Genomic DNA, 18,701 nt, shown 5'->3' with positions numbered 1-18,701 from the left:
GAAAGCGGACTGCCTAACTACAAATATGCTAATTAAAGTATAGATAATAGAATCTGTGGTACAACATTTAACTAGCAACGGCTTGTTCAGGAATGGCTATAGTTATGAAAGCAAAAAAGTTGCTTTTTTGGACAGTTTAAATAAAAAAAGAGGCTGCACTAGAGTTAGTGCAGCCTCTTTTGGTAGCTATAGGCTATGAAATAGATTAGGCGTTTTTTCTTGCAATAGCACGTTCAGCTGCAGCAACAATGTCGTTTTCGGTTAAACCGTACTTCTCCATTAGCTCGTCTGGCGTTCCGCTTTCACCGAAAGTATCGTTTACGGCAACATATTCCATAGGCATCGGCGTATTTTTAACCAATACCTGGGCAATGCTGTCTCCTAGGCCACCAAGGCGGTTATGCTCTTCGCAACTTACCACACACTTCGTTTTAGCAACTGAAGCTAGAATAGCCTCTTCATCTAAAGGTTTGATGGTGTGGATATTGATGATTTCTGCGCTGATTCCTTTTTCCTCCAGAATCTTGCCTGCCAATATCGCTTTCCAAACCAAGTGGCCTGTTGCGAAGATACTTACGTCGGTACCTTCATTTAACATAACGGCTTTGCCGATCACAAACTTTTGATCAGCTGGTGTGAAAATTGGAATTACTGGACGGCCAAAACGCAGGTAAACTGGGCCGACGTGTTCAGCAATGGCTATTGTGGCAGCTTTTGTCTGGTTATAATCGCAAGGGTTGATTACTGTCATGTGTGGCAGCATTTTCATCATACCGATGTCTTCCAGTATCTGGTGTGTAGCTCCGTCTTCGCCAAGTGTTAGGCCAGCATGCGAAGCACAGATTTTTACGTTCTTTCCAGAATAGGCAATAGACTGGCGAATCTGATCGTACACACGGCCAGTAGAAAAGTTAGCGAAAGTACCTGTGAAAGGAATTTTGCCACCTATTGTCATGCCTGCCGCCAAGCTCATCATGTTGGCCTCTGCAATACCTACTTGGTAGAAACGCTCAGGATTTTCCTTGATGAAATCTCCCATTTTAAGTGAGCCAACCAAATCAGCGCAAAGGGCAACTACATTTGGGTTAGTTCGGCCAAGTTCCAGTAGACCAGCGCCAAAGCCAGAACGTGTGTCTTTTTTCTCTGAATATGTGTACTCTTTCATCTATCTGTTAAAAATTTTTACGGTTGTAGTTGTGCTCGAGGAAATAGTAAAGTCCTGTACGTCGGTAAACTCACTTCCAAGAGCCGATTTTAAGCGGTAAACTATTCTATACTTACCTGGTTGCATGGCAAGTACCACTCTGCTATTCTGTTCAGGCAGGTTGTAAATCCATTCCTGCGCACCATCTTCATGCAGTAAATATAAACTACCATAGCCTTGTAACTGCGATGAAACATTTAGCTGGCCTGGCGCAGGATATTTAATCGTGCTTGTCTGGCCGTCTATTATGTCAACACCTTTCATTACGATGCGGGGCAGCGTAAGCAGCTCCAGGTCGTATTTTCCCACAAGGTACTTCTGCCTCTCTCCAAACCGCTGCACACAAAGTGTTTGGTCTGAGCCTGCCAACCTTACTATCGTTGCCAGTTGCCCGTAAGGGGAGGTGCTACCATGGCTTAAGAATAACTCGCCTTGTGGAGCAAACACTCTTATCACATTATGCTTTCCTGGCTCAAACGTCACATCCTTTTTTATAACGGGCGGTGTCGTATTGATAACCAGGTTATAACTCACTAGTGCATCTATATTCAGTTGATCAGGCTTTCCTTGGGCATCAAGGTAATGCACAAAGTTATATTCAGCCTTGCCTGTCAAGGAGTTTAGAAAAGTCATGTTCACGTTACTAACCGTGGCTTGCCCTTTCATGTTCTCTAAGGCTACACTTACCGTTGTAGGTGCCAGTGCCAGATTTACTATGTCCGACAGCACATGCTCAAACGTCTCGACATTGGTGGCATCAAAATATTGGCCTATACAACTGAGTTGGTTTTCATACTCTTTAGCAATACCAATCCCAATTATAAACGGCCGCAAAAAAATGCCTTTCTTCTGTAGCGCCAACGATGTTTCACAAGGGTCTCCACCACACGAATCCAACCCGTCTGTAATAAGCATTACAACATTTCGTGCATCTGGGTCGACAGGAAAATCGCCAGCCGTCTGCTGAAGCGAGTACGTAATTGGGGTGTTTCCCCGTGGTATTATCTGCTGCAGTTTCTTTTTAATGGCACCTGCATTTTTAGCTGCAAAGGGTACCTCTAGTTTGGTGTCTTTACAGTTGTTGCTTTCACGCCCAAACTGATGGCCGTACACCCTGAGAGCAATCTCTAGGTTATCATAGCCATTTAAAGAGTCAGCCAGGTTAGCAAGCATCTTTTTTGCAATCTGCATGCGGTCACTGTCTTCCCATTTGGCCAGCATACTGCCAGAGGCATCCAATAAAAAAAGTATGCGTGTTTTGGGTTTAGGCTTTGCAGCCTGCCCGTAAACATTTGCGCTTGTTGCTACTACTATCAGTACAAAAAGCAGCACGAGACTAACAAGCTGCTTTACCAGGGTTGCACCTACTTGTGCCAATTTACTACGCTAATAGCTTAATAATCTGATGATACGTTTACGGCTAACTGCTGTAAGGCAATTTCTAATTGCTCATCGTTAGGAGCTACACCGTGCCACTTATGAGAGCCCATCATAAAGTCTACACCAAAGCCCATTTCAGTATCCATCAAGATCATAACAGGTTTACCTTTGCCTGTAGCGGCCTTAGCTTCGTCAAGGGCAGGTAGCAAGGTTTCAAAGCTATTACCGTTAGCTTCCAGTACATGCCATCCGAAAGCCTCAAACTTGGCGCGCAGGTCTCCTAAAGACATTACTTCTTCGGTAGATCCGTCTATCTGCTGTCCGTTTCTGTCTACGGTGGCAATCAGGTTGTCTACTTTATGGTGAGGCGCATACATAGATGCTTCCCATAGCTGTCCTTCTTCTAACTCGCCGTCACCCATCAATACATAAACAAGGCTAGGGTCGTTGTTCAGCTTTTTAGTTTGAGCAGCGCCAACAGCTACTGACAAACCTTGGCCTAAAGAGCCAGATGCAATACGTATTCCTGGTAAACCTTCTTCTGTGGCAGGGTGACCTTGTAGTCTTGAGTTTAGCTTACGGAAGGTTGTAAGTTCTTTCGGATCGAAGAATCCTGCGCGAGCCAATGTGCTATACCATACAGGAGAAATGTGTCCGTTTGATAGGAAGAACATATCTTCGTTTTTTCCATCCATATCGAAATCGGTGCTATAGTTCATCACTTTGAAATATAGCGAAACCAAATAATCTGTACAGCCTAAGGAGCCGCCTGGGTGACCAGAGCTAACGCCATGCACCATACGTACGATGTCGCGACGCACCTGTGCCGCTACTTGCTTTAACTCGTCGATGCTCTTGTTGTGTGGGTTCACTTCGTAAAATGTTATAGATTAGAAATTCAAAATAATAAGGCAAGAATAATTGTCAAATATACAATTTATCTAAAGTGAGGCGACATTATTTAACTAAAAAATGCTGCCTCCTTCAAATATAGGCAAAAAAAGTAACGGTTACCTAAGTAGTTGCCCTTCTTTTTTCTATTTTAGTAACTGTTCTGCGTGTTCTTTTGTTTTTACTTTCGTGATAATGTCTTGGATAATTCCGTTCTCATCAATTACGAAAGTATAGCGCATGGTGCCCATGTACTTGCGGCCATACATAGATTTTTCTTGCCAAACACCGTACTGCTCCACAATCTGTTTATCTGTATCCGCTATCAGCGTGAATGGCAATTCATACTTGCTGATAAAGTTCTGATGCGATTTTTCGCTGTCTGTGCTTACGCCAATTACTTCATAGCCCTCTTTTTGCAAGTGGCTGTAATTGTCGCGCAGGTTGCAAGCTTGGGCAGTGCAGCCAGAGGTATTGTCTTTCGGGTAAAAATAAAGAATTACCTTTTTGCCCTGGTAATCGCTTAGCTTAATAGTATTTCCGTTTTGGTCTTTGCCCTCAAAGAGTGGAGCCTTGTCGCCTGTTTTAAGTTCCATAAGTTGTTAAATGGTTGTGGTGAAAGTCGCTTCGTTTCCAGCAACATCTTTCACCTTCAAAACTACTTTACCAGACAAAGGTATGCTTTTATCTAGCTTTTCGGAGTAAATGGTAGCGGTTTTATGCTCATACTTCATCAGAAGCCACTCTCCGTTCAGCTCCGCTCTAAAGGAGTTAATACCCGAAAGATCGTCGGCAATTTTAAACCTAATCTGCACAGGAGTTTTACTTAAAAGCTTTATGCTTGGTGGGCGCACATCTTCCAATACTTTAAACTTGCCCATATTGCGCGTAGAGAAAGTAATGGAGTTGCCATCCCATTTGCCGCCAGTAAAGCCTCTGCCACGCCCTAAACCCAAAAAGTAAACCGCAGCTTTTGATTTGTCAGTTATAGGTGTCTCAGGGGTAATGGTTACTTTGATGGCTTGATGTAGAGGTGTGAAATAGTCGCCTATCGTATACACATCACCCTCTTTCTGGGTTTGCAGATAGAGTGTGTCGTACAAAGATTCCTTTCCAAATTCAACTTTGAGATAATCATTTTTTACCGTTACTTCTTGCTGAGGAGGAACCGCCTGCTGCAGGTTCAGGCTCTGCAATATGCCACAGAAAAGTATAGAATCTGGTAAACCAGCACGCAGATCATAAAGGCTTACGGACGTAGAGTTTTTAGTATAGCTCGGGATGAGCATAAACTGTTTGTCTCCCATAAATAGCTCTACGTTTAGCGGCGTACTAGAAGTGTCTGTTGCACTTATCTTTAGTACGTTACCAACAATCTGATAATCTACGCTAGGCTTTTTTACCTGTTTAGAAAGTGTTTTGGTAAAGCTTGGTGCTTGCCCCTTTACCACAAAGCTTAACGTAGAGGAATTGTTGTAAGAGTCTTTGGCTACAATCTTTACTTGGTAAACTGAGTCTGGCTGCACCATCAATCTGCCTTGTCGGGCATCGGCTTTGTAAAGCGGAAGATCGTTGCCATAATCTATAAAAGATTTTTGGAAAGTGCGGCCGTGGCGTTTGTAAAGGTCGTAGTTAATATGCTGCGACACTTGCCTCGACAACTCAAACGGCACCTGGTCTATGTAATGGTTATAAATAGGTTTGTTGTTTACAAAGAGTGTTACCTCCTGTGTGCCATTCTTGTTAGCAGCACCATCCAGTCGGTCATTCGTTTGAAGTTCTAATCCCAGCAGGCCGTGTGCATAAACCGTATCAGCTATAACATAGTTGTTGCCTTTTTTTACTGGGTTGAATTCGGCTCGACCAAACTCCTGGTTTACCCTGGAGTAGATGTTAAGCGTGTGAATGCCCAGGTTGTAAATTTCAGGAGGCGTTGTATCGAGTACTTCCGAAAACTTATACAACAGCGGGTTGTATAAACGGTCTTTGTCGTCGCGTATCTCGAAATGCAGGTGCGGACCACCAGAACCACCTGTATTTCCTGAAAGCCCGATTACGTCGCCCTTCTTAACAGGAAACTGACCTTGCTGGGGAAAAAGCTCTATCTCAAAAGTTTGCTTGGCATACTGCTGCTGTAGCACATAATCGCCTAGTGGCTTGTAATAAGACTGCAGGTGCGCATAAGTGGTGGTAAGGCCATTTGGGTGAGTAATGTAAATAATGTTGCCGTACCCATAAGTCGACATTTTAATCCGCGAAATGTATCCGTCTGCAGCAGCGTGTACCTCTAAGCCTTCCCGCTGATCGGTTTTGATATCCAAGCCACCATGAAAGTGGTTTGAACGTATTTCGCCCATTGTGCCCGACAGATAATTCCTTACGCCAGGCTTTATCGGGAAAAGAAAATAACCTGGTTGGGCTGAGTGTTGCGCAATTGCCGCCCAGGAATAAAATAATATAAATGTTAGTAACGAAAGTTTCTTATTTAACTTCAAAGTCCAAAAGTTTTTTATCCTCAACATACCCTTCTAATCTGTCTCCTATCTGTACTGGACCAACTCCTTCTGGCGTGCCTGTAAAAATAATGTCTCCTGTTTTTAGTGTTATAAAGCGTGATATATAAGCGATGATGTCATCAAAGGTGTTCATCATCATTTTTGAGTTGCCTTTTTGCTTGGTCTCGCCATTTACATCCAACCTAAAATTTATGTTGTGCAGGTCAGGAAACTGGTCTAACGGCAGAAACTCTGAAATAGGGGCAGAGCCATTGAAACCCTTGGCGAGCGTCCAAGGTAGGCCTTTTGCCTTGGCTTTAGATTGAATGTCCCGGGCGGTAAAATCTATGCCTAAGCCAATGGAGTCGTAATATTTTTGGGCAAATTTCTTGTCGATATTCTTGCCTTCTCTGCTGATGCGCAAAATAAGTTCTACCTCATGGTGAATATCCTGGCTGTATTCTGGGTAGTAGAATGGCTCGTTGTTGCGAAGTACGGCTGTGTCTGGTTTAAAAAAGATTACTGGTTCATCGGGTACTTCGTTTTTAAGCTCTGCAATGTGCTCCGCATAGTTGCGGCCAATGGCTAATATTTTCATGTGTGGTTAGGTTGTTCTTTCTGTTTTTCAAAAATAGGCTTTCTATCGTTTTGTACATTAAAAAGTGCGCATTTTTAACAGAATAAATTTAAACAGGCAGTTTTGCCTCTCATTTATAAAACTGCTACTATACCCAATGCAGCAAGCCAATGTGTTGTGTTGTTAATTATAACATTTTTTAGAGTTCCTGACGTATAATTAGTCCAAACGTTTGGTAATGCTGTACCGATTTATTTAGATAATATGGGTGCAGTTGGCCATGTTTTTATATTTGTGTTTTTTAATATTCTTTTTCATGAATGTTGGGTTTTTGGAAAAATGGTCCAAAATTTGAACCACTTAATCCATACCCTTAAAATTAACAAACTATGTACAAGAAGATAATTGCATTTACAATAGCCGTCGTAATGATGGTAGCCTGTACCACTGTACCAATTACGGGAAGGCGCCAGTTGAATCTTGTTTCTGATGCTGCGATGCAGCAACAGAGTTATGCTGCTTATAACCAAGTAATAGCCGAGAGCAAAATATCGAGAGATGCACAGGCCACAGCAATGGTAAAACGGGCAGGGCAGCGCATACAGCGTGCCGTGGAACAGTATATGGCTCAAAATAACCTTTCTAGTGAGTTAGAGGGCTATGCTTGGGAATTTAACCTGATAGATGATGAGCAGATAAACGCTTGGGCAATGGCTGGTGGTAAAACAGCTGTTTATACGGGTATATTGCCTGTTGCTCAAAATGAAACAGGCCTTGCTGTAGTGATGGGGCACGAAATAGCGCATGCTATCGCCAAGCACAGCAACGAACGTGCTAGCCAGCAACTGGCTCAGCAGTTTGGTGGCGCATCATTGCAAGCCTTGGCAGGTTCTCAGCCTGGCACTGCCCAAAACCTTATGATGACTGTTTACGGTGTAGGTTCACAGTTGGGCCTTTTGAAGTATGGCCGGAACCAGGAGTCGGAGGCGGATAAGCTAGGGCTTATTTTTATGGCAATGGCTGGCTATAACCCGCAGGAAGCTGTATCTTTTTGGAAGCGAATGGAAGAGCAGGCAGGAGGAGCAGGTACGCCAGAGTTTCTTTCAACGCACCCTAGTGCAGGAACCCGCCAAAGCAATCTGCAGAAGTGGATGCCAGAAGCCATGCAGTATTATAGAGCAAATAACTAAAGCTTACATCTTTATATGACCAGATTCACCCTTTTTAACCAGCAGAAAAACTACTTGGTTAGCTTAGTGCTTTTGCTGATGCTTCTCTGGAGTTCATCCTGTACCCGCCGTGAGTCTTTACCAGAAGAGAGTTACAACCCAGCTTCTGAGGAAAGAATGCCAGGCGAGGAATCTTACCCTGGCCGATTATTGGCACAAGTAGTATTCGACAGCGTGGATTATATAGTGCCGAGGCAGGAGCTACTACAGCCGTTCATAAGTGAGTTTGGCGATGGCACTGTGGTAGATAAGGTCATGATAAGAAAGGTGCAGGAAACAAAGGATGATAAGCCTGGTTATTACCTGGTGGGCATGGGTATACGAAACGGCGCTTACAGAGCCATGGCTTTAGAGCTAGATGTTGCGTCTGATAACAGCTTGTTTCTGAGCAGTAATTCGGCAAAGCATATCTGTAACGCTGCATCAGGCTGTGATTTCTGTTACTTTACCTATTCAGGAAATAAAATAACTGGCTGTGAGTGTTCTACTAGAGCCCCTGGGTATAATTGCCAGCACAAGTTCAGCCAGACAAACGGACTGCTGAAAGGGGTGCAGCTGAGCAATACCAGGAGGGATTAGGGCTGCGTCAATTATAAGATTAGAAATAGCTGAATCAAATTGAGTTAATAAAACAAGAAAGGCGGGTAATTTTACCCGCCTTTCTTGTTTAAAAGTCTTTGTCGTTTCTTAAGAAACGCTGCTTTGCATGTTTCGCAGCCTGATGCGTGTCAGAATTTTTTTCGTGTAAAGCGGAAAGTCTCCCTTCATCATCCAGTCGTAGTAAGAAGGCTCTTTTGTAAGAATCTCCTCTACCGAAACATTCTTATACTTGCCGAAGTTGAAAACCTCTTGGCCAGCGTTGTTGTAGGCGATGCGCCCAGCCAGGTCTGCGGTTTTTTGGAAGGTGAATTTGTGCAGCAGCGACATGTCGTTCTGAACTGGAATTTCTTCTATACCTTCCGTAATCTCAACTGGTGTGCTTTGGTAGCGGTCTAGCTGTGCCATTAGTATGTGATAGGTTGCCAAGGTATCTGCCTCAGCGCTGTGGGCATTTTCCAGTTTTTTATCGCAATAAAATTTATAGGCAGCCGATAAAGTACGTTGCTCCATCATATGGAACAAACGGCATACATCCACCACGTGGCGGTTATCGATGTCGAAGTCTATACCTGCACGCAAAAATTCTTCGGCCAGTACAGGAATATCAAACCTCACTAAGTTGTAGCCGCCCAGGTCGCAGCCTTTCAGGAACTGGTCCAGGTCTTTGGCTATCTGCTGGAAAGTAGGGCAATCCACCACATCCTCATCATAAATCTTATGAATCAGGCTCGACTCCAACGGTATAGGTATAGTAGGATTGATGCGGCGAGTTTTTAGAATCTCTTCCCCGTCAGGTTTTATCTTCAGCACGCTTATCTCCACCACACGGTCTTTGCAGATGTCGGTGCCTGTGGTTTCCAAGTCGAAAAATACGATGGGGCGTTTTAGGTTCAATTTCATAAAAGTAGGGTATGGGTTAAAGAACCGCCTGTTTTAGCGCCTCCAGGTTCATGTTATTGTAAGTGCCAGAGCTCATGAGCAGCAGGCTGCTGTTTTGCCAGCTGCGGCTGGTTAAATGCTGTTGCAATGCTTCTGAATCGGTGAAGACTTGCAGGTGCGGATTTTTGAAAGCAGCTTTCAGTTCCTCTTCTGTCAGCATCTCCATGCGCTTGTGCTCTATGGTTTTAGGGCTGAAGTATACAATCGGTTCATCGGCCAAATCAAGTGCGCCAGCATACTGGGGTATAAAACTCTTGTTTAGGCTGCTGAAAGTATGCAGCTCCAGCACCGCCACCAGTTGTCGCTGCGGAAACTGCTTTTTCACGGCTTCTGTCGTAGCCTTTACTTTAGATGGGGCATGGGCAAAGTCGCGGAAAAGAGAAGTGTTGCCGTTCTCACCAAGTTTCTCGAGCCGCTTGGCTGCGCCTTTAAACGTTCTCAGGGCTTCATAAAAATCGTGCGCCTTCACGCCAATCTTCTTACATACTTCTTTTGCTGCGCTTATATTGCGCAGGTTGTGCTCTCCGAATAATTGTATTTCCACATCACCGTCTTTCTTGGTGTGCAGTATGGTTTTGCCGTTTTTGATGGAATGTTCGTGCACCGAATAACCGATGTAAGCAATGTCGGCTGGGTTACGTGGTACGCTTACCAACTGCACCTGCTCATCATCTTGATCATAAATAAGCGTTCCAGCTTTTGGCGTCATTTCAGCAAAAAGGCGGAACTGGTCGCGGTACATCTTCGGGTCTGGGAATACGTTGATATGATCCCAGTTGATACCACTGATTACCCCGATGTGGTGGTGGTACAGGTGGAATTTAGGGACGCGCTTGATAGGGTCGGAGAGGTACTCGTCGCCTTCAATGATGATAACAGGGGCGTCATCGGTCAGCATTACCATACGGTCGAAACCTTCAAGCTGTGCACCAACGGCATAATCGAACTTGCGGCCCAGGTGCTGGAGCACGTGCAGGATGATAGACGTGATGGTGGTTTTGCCGTGGCTGCCGCCAATTACGATGCGCTGTTTGTCTTTGCTTTGTTCGTAGATAAACTCAGGGAATGAGTAAATCGGTATATTCAGCTCCTGTGCACGCTGCAGCTCTGGGTTGTCAGGACGTGCATGCATACCCAATATAACGGCATCAGGTTTAGAGTCGAGCTTCTTGGGGAACCAGCCTTCTTGCTCTGGCAGTAAGCCTGCGGCGGCGAGTCTGCTCTTGGCAGGTTCAAAAATCTCGTCGTCAGAGCCTGTTACTTTCAGGCCTTTATCGTGCAGTGCCAAGGCCATGTTGTGCATAATGCTCCCGCCTACGGCAATTAAATGTATGTGCTGAAAATCCTTCTTGTCCATTGGCCAATTGTTTGCAATACGAGCAAAGTTATAATTCCTTCCCTAAAATAAAATAGCTATACCCTAATATGTGGATACTTTGTAGGATAACTATGTTGTTATGTGGATAACTTGTTTGTATCTGTAAGACAGCCTGTTGATAGCTGGGTTAGAAACTTTTGGGGTAAAATACGGAAAGCGCATGTATTAGAGTTTATATTTGTACCTATGGAGGAGATGAAAATGAACGTGCGGCCAGCGACAAACCGTAACGGGTGGAGCAAAAAAGCTCCCGCTGTTTCGGAGTTAGGCAAAAAGCCACCGCAGGCACTGGATCTGGAGGAAGCTGTGCTAGGAGCATTGATGTTGGAAAAAGATGCCCTGACAACTGTGATCGATATTTTAAGGCCACAAAGCTTTTACAAGGAGGCGCATCAGCGCATTTTCAAAGCCATACTGGCCCTCTTCGATAAGTCTGAACCAATTGATATTCTGACAGTAACGCATGAGCTGCGGGAGCAGGGAGAGCTGGAACTGGCAGGAGGCGCTTACTATGTAACACAGCTGACTACCCGTGTGAACTCGGCCGCCAACATCGAGTACCACGCCCGTATCATCACGGAAAACTCGATTAAGCGCGACTTGATCTCTATTTCTTCAGAGGTACTAACCAGAGCTTTCGAGGATACCACCGACGTGTTTGACCTACTAGATAGCACCGAGGCCAAACTATACGAGGTGTCGGAATCGAACATTCGTAAGAACTTCGACGACATGCGTTCGCTCATGCACCAGGCTATTAAGGAGCTGGAGGAGAAGCGAAAGCAAACCGACGGTCTGACAGGTGTGCCAAGTGGCATGACGGCGCTAGACCGTGTAACTTCAGGCTGGCAGCCATCCGACTTAATTATTCTTGCTGCCCGTCCTGCGATGGGTAAAACGGCCTTCGTACTTTCCTGCCTGCGTAACGCGGCAGTGGATTTTAAAAAAGGAGTTGCTATCTTCTCACTCGAGATGTCGTCGCTGCAGTTGGTAAACCGTCTTATTTCTTCGGAAGCTGAACTAGATTCTGAGAAGATAAAGAAAGGTAGTTTGGAAGATTACGAGTGGGCACAGCTAAACCATAAAATCTCAAAACTGACCGAAGCGCCTATTTTTATTGATGATACGCCAGGTCTGTCGATTCGTGAGTTGCGTACAAAGTGTCGCCGTTTAAAGGCGCAGTACGACATACAGATGGTCATTATTGACTACCTGCAGCTAATGAGCGGTAACGCAGATGGCAAGGGTGGTGGTAACCGTGAACAGGAAATTGCGTCTATTTCCAGAGCCATGAAAATGCTGGCGAAGGAACTGAACGTGCCTGTAATTGCGCTGTCGCAGCTAAGCCGTGCCGTGGAAACACGTGGTGGCGATAAGCGTCCGCAGCTTTCCGACCTTCGCGAATCTGGTTCCATAGAGCAGGATGCCGATATGGTGCTTTTCCTGTACCGCCCAGAATATTATGGTATCACCGAAGATGAAATGGGCAACCCGACAGCTGGAGTAGGAGAGGTAATTATTGCTAAACACCGTAACGGTTCCCTGGAAAACGTGCAGCTGAAATTTATCGGTAAGTACACTAAATTTACGAACCTGGATAACGACTTCGGCGGAGACGGTATGGCTGGATTTAATGCTTTGCCGAATAGTACGTTTGATGCAGAAACACCTGGATCTATACGTTTGGGCAGCCGCATGAACGATGGCGGTAACGGTGGGGGAGGTTTCCCAACATCAAACTTTGACGAAGAACCTCCGTTTTAAGTAAACAATAGATACTAGGTTTTAAACGTTAGACAAGAAACCAAAAGATATGCCCCTGAGGCTAAAGATAAGCCAAAGGTAGATTAGCCGCTGAGCCGAAAGCCAGCGGCTTTTCTTTTTTATCCCTTTTGTGGTTAGGTTTATTAGAGGCATTATTGTTTTATAGCTAAAAGAAAAAGGAGAAGATGATACTTCACCTTCTCCCATTCATAATTCTTCATTCATAATTAACTAAGCGTGCCACTCAACTTTCTCTTCCAGCGGCACGATTCTTTTTCCTGCAGGAACTTCTTTATCGGTGTAACCCAGGTATAAAATCCCGAGTACCACATCTTCTTCGCGCAGCTGCAGCATTTCTTTCATAGCTGGGTGGTATGCCATGCCGCCAGAGCCCCAGTAACTAGCGATACCAAGGGCCGTAGCGCCTAACAGTAGATTCTGAATAGCGCAGGAAGTAGCAGCAATTTCTTCCAACGGTGGTATTTTAGGTAAATCGCCACGGCGCATGTAGGTAACAATAAGGTGGGAGGCGCTGTCGCCCATGTGCAGTAGCTTTTCGTAGTTGAACTCCAAATACTTTTCAGTATCCGTTTGCTGCTTGTATAGTTTAGCGTGGGAGAGGCAGAATTCCTGCACCTTGTCGCCTGCGTATACTTTAAAGCGCCAAGGCTCGGTGTTGGCATGTGTCGGAGCCCAGTCAGCCAGAGCCAACAGCTGTTGCACTTGCTCGTCGGGAACGCGCTGACCGTTCATCTGTGGCGGTTTTACTGTTCTTCTTTTCTGAATTATATCTTGTATGGTTGCGAATTGCTCGTTCATGGTTTTAGTGTGGGGGATTTTATATTTCCGATGCAGTTGCAAAAATAGAAATCAATGGGGTATATAACAGCACACCTGCTTATTTCTGACTTAGCAAACTGTACTAATGCCAGCACAAACAGAAAGTGAACGGTGCCGTTGTGTATCTACAATTGGAAGCTGTACCTTTACACGTTCTTTAGCTTCAACACCTGGGCTCATCATATAATGGATATAAATAGACTTTTTAATAGCGTTCCTGGGGCAATAGTGGTTGTCTCCCGAGACTATAAGATTATTGCAGCAACAGATGCCTATCAGAAAGTGAGCTTGCGTAAGCGGGAGCAAATACTGGGACAACATCTGCTTCTAGAGGCATTTCCTGATAAAACTCTTCCTTACGAAGAAAACCCCGTCAAGCTTGGTTTTGACAAAGCGGTAGAAACAAAGGAAGAAGTAAATCTTGGCATTGTACGCTACGATATTACCATACCTGAGCAGGAGGAAAGAGGCTACGATGTGCGCTATTGGGAAATAGCTTGTATACCAGTGTTAGACGAGGCAGGTGAAGTAGATTACCTGATGCAAACTGCTATAGATGTAACGGAGCGTGAATTAGCAAAATTAGCTGTGACTGAGGGCGAAGAAAAATTCAGGTTTATAGCAGATGCTATGCCACAACTTATCTTTACGACAGATTCAGCTGGAAAAGTTACCTACTTCAACAAAAGGTGGGAAAACTATACTGGCTTAACTTTAGAAGAACTGCTACAAGACAACTGGCACGAAGTTGTCCACCCAGAGGATGTAGAAAATACAAAAGCCAAGTGGGAGCAGGCATTTAGCTCGGGCACCGAAATGCAGGTAAAACTGCGCAAAAGAGATAAGGACGGTGATTACCGTTGGCATATCTGTCGTTCGCTTCCGATGAAGGACGAAAGCGGAAATATTACCATGTGGGTGGGGTCCTCTACTGATATACACGATACCCGCAAAATGGTGCAGGAACTGCTAGAAACAAATGAGCAGATGGCACTACTGTCGGACCAGGTGCAGCAGGCTTATGAGAAAGCGGAGTCGGAGCGTAAAAACATGGAGATACTGATGATGAAGGCCCCCGCCATGTTTGTTGTACTTAGCGGGCCAGACCACAGGTTTAAGTTGCTAAATGATAAATACCAGCAACTTTACCCTGGCCGAAATCTGATTGGCCAGCCTTTGGGCGAGGCGCTACCCGACATAAAAGCACAAGGGTTTATAAAGCTGCTTGACAATGTGTACAACACTGGTGAAACCTATGTTGCCGAGGAAGTATTAATAATGCTGCCTAAGGATGGCATAGGCCCGTTAGAGGAACATTATTTTAATTTCTCTTACCAGCCTACTTACGAAGCTGATAAAATTACAGGCATTCTTGCCTTCGGTTATGATATCACAAACGAGGTGCTGTTCAAGAAAAAGCTGCAGGAACTAAGCAGGTCCTAATCAACTTAAAATTCTAAAAGCAGCAGTTAGTACATACAGCGTGTTGTGCTCGGTAGATGGATATAACCCAAATAGATTTTCAGCAGCTCAGGATAAAGCATATCCTGTACAAATCGAAAGTTCGCTCTTTCTTGTATGGCGGTACTTTTGATAGTACTTTCTTCTCTGATGCTGGGCCTGTAGATGTATGGTTCAGTACGGTGGGGATGGTGCGCTATGCTGCTGAAATGGAGCTAATAGCACTTGCTGCACTGCACCAGGAACTTAATAAATATACCAAGCAGCTCTATCAGCTCTACAGCAGCGGAAAGATAGACCAGGCACATGATGGGCTGAAAGAGGTAGAAAGAAGATCAGAGCAGTTCTTGGACCTACTCGGGAAGTTAGATAAAAAGATAGGAGTGGGCTAGCTCTCCAATTCAAACTTGAAGCAAATAAGAAAGCCTGAAATGAGAATCTCACTTCAGGCTTTCTTATTTAAGAAGCAAGCTGTACTATTTCAGCTTCAAATCTTTCTGAATCTGCTCAATCTTCTGGTTTAATTTCTGTTCCGTTGCATCGAAATCTGCTGCAGAGGCCAAAGGCTCATTTACACTGAAGTAAAATTTAATCTTCGGCTCAGTACCAGACGGACGGGCAGAGATCTTGCTGCCGTCTTCGGTCAGGTACTGCAGCACATTAGAGCTTTCAAACGTCAATTTTTGTTCTTCGCCAGTTGCCACTGTTTTGCGGGTGCCCAGTTTATAGTCGCTAATTGCTGCTATTTTGGAACCAGCCAAGGTCTGAGGCGGATTGTTGCGCATATCGGCCATCATCTGCTGAATCTCTTCGGCACCGCGCATACCCTTTTTGGTGATGGAAATTAGTTCTTCTTTGTAGAAGCCGTATTTGGTATACATTTCCACCATCATCTCGAACAGGCTCTGTCCGTTATCTTTAGCAACTGCGGCCATTTCAGCAATAAGGGCGCAGGAAGAGATAGCATCTTTATCGCGTACGAAATCGCCAGCCAGGTAGCCGTAGCTTTCTTCGCCGCCACCAATGTAGGTTTCCTTGCCTTCCAGTTCACGAATAACTTCGGCAATGTACTTGAAGCCTGTCAGGGTTTCGTACATGGTTACGTTATAGCTGTCGGCAATTTTCTTGATTAAGTCTGTGGTAACAATGGTTTTCACCACAAACTCTTTGCCCGCTAGCTTATCCGCTTTTTGCCAAGCCTGCAGTAGGTAGTTGATTAATAAAGAACCTGTTTGGTTGCCGTTTAGCAGCACAAATTCACCTTTTAGGTTTTTCACGGCTATACCTACACGGTCAGCGTCAGGGTCAGTAGCCAGTACTAAATCTGCATCTATTTCGGCAGCTTTTTGCATGGCCAACGTCATCGCTTCTTTCTCCTCAGGGTTCGGGTAAACAACTGTCGGGAAGTTACCGTTGCCGTTTGGTTCTGCCTGCTCTTCTACTACGTGCACGTTCGTAAAACCGAAACGCTCCAGTATGGTCGGTACCAAGGTGATGCCTGTGCCGTGAATAGGCGTATAAACTATTTTTAAGTCGTGCTGGCGCTTAATGGCCTCCTGCGAGATAGAAAGGCCTAGTACACGCTCGATGTAAGCCTCATCCACGTCAGCGCCAATCATTTCAATATTCTCAGGCTTGCCTTCAAACTTGATATCATCTACAGAAGTGATTTTATTTACCTCTGCTATAATGTTCTTGTCATGCGGAGCCACTACCTGGCCGCCGTCGTTCCAGTAGGCTTTGTAGCCGTTATACTCTTTCGGGTTGTGAGATGCTGTAATTACGACACCGCTGTGGCACTGCAGATGACGGATAGCAAACGATAGTTCTGGCGTTGGACGTAGTGCCTCGAACAGGTACACTTTGATGTCGTTGGCAGAGAATATGTCTGCTATAATGCGGGCAAACTTATCAGAGTTGTTGCGGCTGTCGTGGGCTATGGCCACCTTTATCTGTTCTCCAGGAAAGTTCTGCTTCAGGTAATTGCTTAGGCCCTGTGTTGCCATGCCTAGCGTGTAGCGGTTCATGCGGTTGCTGCCCACACCCATTATGCCACGCAGACCACCCGTTCCGAACTCCAGGTCTTTGTAGAAAGCATCAGCTAAGGCATCGTTTTCGTTGCGCTGCTGTAAATCTTTAATCTCTGCTTTGGTGGCCTCGTCGTAGTTGCCAGAAAGCCACTGGTCAATCTTTTGCTGTATAGCGGGTTCAATCATGTTCAAAAAGGTTATGTTTTAGTGATACAAGTATCAATGTTCTCTTACAGTGTAATTGTTTTTAAAGCTGCTCAACGCATACTCTCTGCGGTTTATACTACCTTGGCAGCTTAGCATAAAAAATCACACCAGTTCTAGCCGCACTATGACGCAAGGTAAGAACTGGTGTGAAATATAGGAATAACTAGATAAATTAATTTAACCAACAAACACACGCCGCTATACTTATTTTAGAGCTCAAAGGTTGCGTCTACCCTTCTTATTTTGTACTTATAGATGTAAAATATGCCTTTTACTTACGTGCTATACTGTTCAAGAAATTGCTAACATGCTCCCGCTGCTGCCTTATAAAATTTGGAATCGAAACCTTCTTAGCTTTTTGCCAGCCTAAGTATGTGGTTCTCATGATATAATTGCCTGCTTTGTTTATCCTGTGTATGGTTCTTTAGGTAAATTATCACGGGATTACTTGCAATTGCTGGGGCATGTTTTCAAATTTGTAAAAAATTAGAGACGCTATGAACGTAAATGCCCTGAACAATTCTATAGTTGCCATACTGGAGAAGAAGCAGCAACTAAACGCCATGGACTATAACGATGAGCGTTATGACGACCTGGAAGAGGAGTTGCACGACTTGGAGGACGACTTTAACGAAGAGTTTGGAGATGAACTAGAGGATGTGCTGGAAGATGTGCACGAGAAGATAAAGTCTGACGCAGACATTCTGCTACCAACCGCTTACCTGGCTAGCACACTAGACCCAGCTGCTTTAGAACAAAGCGAAGAGTTGGAAGGGGTGTGGGTAGAGTCTGATTCTTTCCCAGGGGTAGAGATGCGCCTGGTGCTGGTAGCTAACCCGCCGCGTATTCTGCTTATCCTTTCAGATCAGGAGCGCGTACTCTGGACGGCTGAATAATGACTGAAGTATAAGTACTGCTATATCTGAAGCACCTGCCAAATTTTTGGCAGGTGCTTTTTTTGTGCACGCAGCACAGCCTGTATACTAGAGTAGTACACTTACATAGCCTTAGATCTGAACATCAAATTAAGCTTTTTGTAAACTGCTTGTTCAGTTGCGTCTTGTACCTGCTTCTCTATTTATTTTATTTCTCCTCAGGTAGCTCCAGCACCATATGGTAAGTAGAAGGCGTAAAGCCCAGCGCTTCCCAAAATTTTATACCAGCCGCATTTTTTACCGATACCTGTAGTTCCACGTGGTCGGCACCTTTGTCTTGTAGCCATTTTTTTGCCGCCTCAAAAAGCTCCTTACCTACGCCTGTGCCACGATACTTTTTCTTCACAATGGTTTCGCCGATATAGCCTTTTCGGGAGAGTTTAAAGCCTGGTGATGCCTTCCGCATGAAAACCACAATCATGCCCTGCCATTCGTTGCCACTTACAAAGCCGAGGAACTTTGTGTCCTTGTCCTTTAGACGGCTGAGGAGTTCTACTTTTAAAATTTGCTCGGCAGTTGGCTTATATTTAAAAACAGTATGGTGGCCCTGGTGAAAACGCATTAGTTCCTGCCACAGCTCAAACAGGTCATCAATATCTTCTGGCTCCGCTTCCTGGATCATAGTATCTCTTAAAGGACGTAGTACATAAGGCACAGGATGTAAGACTTTTTAAAAACCGTAGTAAAGTTCTGGTTTTACTCAAGCTCAAGCACTACACACTGTAGCGCAGCTAAAGAGTGTATAAAAAAGAGAAAGTCCTGCATCTTGTG

General features: G+C 44.8%; 17 protein-coding genes. 6 read left to right on the top strand and 11 right to left on the bottom strand.

The annotated features are described in order from the left end of the window. Positions 1–205: 205 nt before the first annotated feature. The 6 genes from LN893_RS02700 to LN893_RS02675 all read right to left on the bottom strand — a co-directional run bounded on the left by LN893_RS02700 (position 206) and on the right by LN893_RS02675 (position 6,568). Complete coding sequence (locus LN893_RS02700) at positions 206–1,165, bottom strand: transketolase family protein (RefSeq protein WP_229968041.1); 960 nt, start codon at positions 1,163–1,165, stop codon at positions 206–208. Continuing rightward, positions 1,166–2,581 carry a vWA domain-containing protein gene (locus LN893_RS02695; RefSeq protein WP_229968039.1) on the bottom strand — a complete coding sequence of 472 codons (1,416 nt, stop codon included), beginning with the start codon at positions 2,579–2,581 and terminating at the stop codon, positions 1,166–1,168. A 17-nt stretch (positions 2,582–2,598) separates the two neighbouring features. Then, positions 2,599–3,456 (bottom strand): transketolase, encoded by an 858-nt coding sequence (locus tag LN893_RS02690; RefSeq protein WP_229968037.1) that lies wholly within the window; start codon positions 3,454–3,456, stop codon positions 2,599–2,601. Positions 3,457–3,621: 165 nt separating this feature from the next. Beyond that, the gene (gene bcp / locus LN893_RS02685; protein ID WP_229968035.1) at positions 3,622–4,071 is read right to left on the bottom strand and encodes a thioredoxin-dependent thiol peroxidase; all 450 of its coding nucleotides are present in this window, start codon (positions 4,069–4,071) and stop codon (positions 3,622–3,624) included. Positions 4,072–4,077: 6 nt separating this feature from the next. Further along, positions 4,078–5,970 (bottom strand): M23 family metallopeptidase, encoded by a 1,893-nt coding sequence (locus LN893_RS02680; protein WP_229968032.1) that lies wholly within the window; start codon positions 5,968–5,970, stop codon positions 4,078–4,080. Beyond that, positions 5,957–6,568, bottom strand: coding sequence for a fumarylacetoacetate hydrolase family protein (locus tag LN893_RS02675; RefSeq protein ID WP_229968030.1), 612 nt, complete (start codon positions 6,566–6,568; stop codon positions 5,957–5,959). The genes LN893_RS02680 and LN893_RS02675 overlap by 14 nt, the downstream gene beginning before the upstream one ends. A 368-nt stretch (positions 6,569–6,936) precedes the next feature. On the opposite strand from LN893_RS02675, the gene LN893_RS02670 reads away from it, so the two are divergent. Together LN893_RS02670 and LN893_RS02665 are read left to right on the top strand one after the other, a co-directional pair. Continuing rightward, entirely contained in the window at positions 6,937–7,737 is an 801-nt protein-coding gene (locus LN893_RS02670; RefSeq protein WP_229968028.1) for a M48 family metallopeptidase, read from the top strand. A gap of 15 nt (positions 7,738–7,752) precedes the next feature. Further along, a complete protein-coding gene (locus LN893_RS02665; RefSeq protein ID WP_229968026.1) occupies positions 7,753–8,355 on the top strand; it encodes a hypothetical protein in 603 nt (200 codons plus the stop codon). Positions 8,356–8,463: 108 nt separating this feature from the next. On the opposite strand, the gene LN893_RS02660 is transcribed toward LN893_RS02665, so the two are convergent. Together LN893_RS02660 and LN893_RS02655 are read right to left on the bottom strand one after the other, a co-directional pair. Beyond that, positions 8,464–9,276, bottom strand: coding sequence for a 3'-5' exonuclease (locus LN893_RS02660; RefSeq protein ID WP_229968024.1), 813 nt, complete (start codon positions 9,274–9,276; stop codon positions 8,464–8,466). Positions 9,277–9,292: 16 nt separating this feature from the next. Further along, positions 9,293–10,672, bottom strand: a complete 1,380-nt coding sequence (locus LN893_RS02655) for a UDP-N-acetylmuramate--L-alanine ligase (RefSeq protein WP_229968022.1) — start codon at positions 10,670–10,672, stop codon at positions 9,293–9,295. A 207-nt stretch (positions 10,673–10,879) separates the two neighbouring features. On the opposite strand from LN893_RS02655, the gene dnaB reads away from it, so the two are divergent. After that, entirely contained in the window at positions 10,880–12,457 is a 1,578-nt protein-coding gene (dnaB, locus tag LN893_RS02650; protein ID WP_229968020.1) for a replicative DNA helicase, read from the top strand. Between the two features lie 231 nt (positions 12,458–12,688). Here the strand turns inward: dnaB and LN893_RS02645 are convergent, their stop codons facing one another. Beyond that, positions 12,689–13,276, bottom strand: coding sequence for a nitroreductase family protein (locus tag LN893_RS02645; RefSeq protein WP_229968018.1), 588 nt, complete (start codon positions 13,274–13,276; stop codon positions 12,689–12,691). A gap of 207 nt (positions 13,277–13,483) precedes the next feature. On the opposite strand from LN893_RS02645, the gene LN893_RS02640 reads away from it, so the two are divergent. Together LN893_RS02640 and LN893_RS02635 are read left to right on the top strand one after the other, a co-directional pair. Next, positions 13,484–14,740 carry a PAS domain-containing protein gene (locus LN893_RS02640; protein WP_229968016.1) on the top strand — a complete coding sequence of 419 codons (1,257 nt, stop codon included), beginning with the start codon at positions 13,484–13,486 and terminating at the stop codon, positions 14,738–14,740. Positions 14,741–14,796: 56 nt separating this feature from the next. Next, the gene (locus LN893_RS02635; protein WP_229968014.1) at positions 14,797–15,150 is read left to right on the top strand and encodes a histidine kinase; all 354 of its coding nucleotides are present in this window, start codon (positions 14,797–14,799) and stop codon (positions 15,148–15,150) included. A gap of 84 nt (positions 15,151–15,234) precedes the next feature. Here LN893_RS02635 and LN893_RS02630 read toward each other — a convergent pair whose 3' ends face one another. Then, positions 15,235–16,974: a phospho-sugar mutase gene (locus tag LN893_RS02630; RefSeq protein ID WP_229968013.1), complete on the bottom strand. Its 1,740-nt coding sequence runs from the start codon at positions 16,972–16,974 to the stop codon at positions 15,235–15,237. A 518-nt stretch (positions 16,975–17,492) separates the two neighbouring features. On the opposite strand from LN893_RS02630, the gene LN893_RS02625 reads away from it, so the two are divergent. Next, positions 17,493–17,891 (top strand): hypothetical protein, encoded by a 399-nt coding sequence (locus LN893_RS02625; RefSeq protein WP_229968011.1) that lies wholly within the window; start codon positions 17,493–17,495, stop codon positions 17,889–17,891. 187 nt (positions 17,892–18,078) lie between these two features. On the opposite strand, the gene LN893_RS02620 is transcribed toward LN893_RS02625, so the two are convergent. Beyond that, positions 18,079–18,552: a GNAT family N-acetyltransferase gene (locus tag LN893_RS02620; protein ID WP_229968010.1), complete on the bottom strand. Its 474-nt coding sequence runs from the start codon at positions 18,550–18,552 to the stop codon at positions 18,079–18,081. Positions 18,553–18,701: the final 149 nt, after the last annotated feature.

It is taken from the genome of Pontibacter harenae, from assembly GCF_020907245.1.
Classification (GTDB): Bacteria; Bacteroidota; Bacteroidia; order Cytophagales; family Hymenobacteraceae; genus Pontibacter; species Pontibacter harenae.
This window is presented reverse-complemented; position numbering and strand designations above follow the sequence as displayed.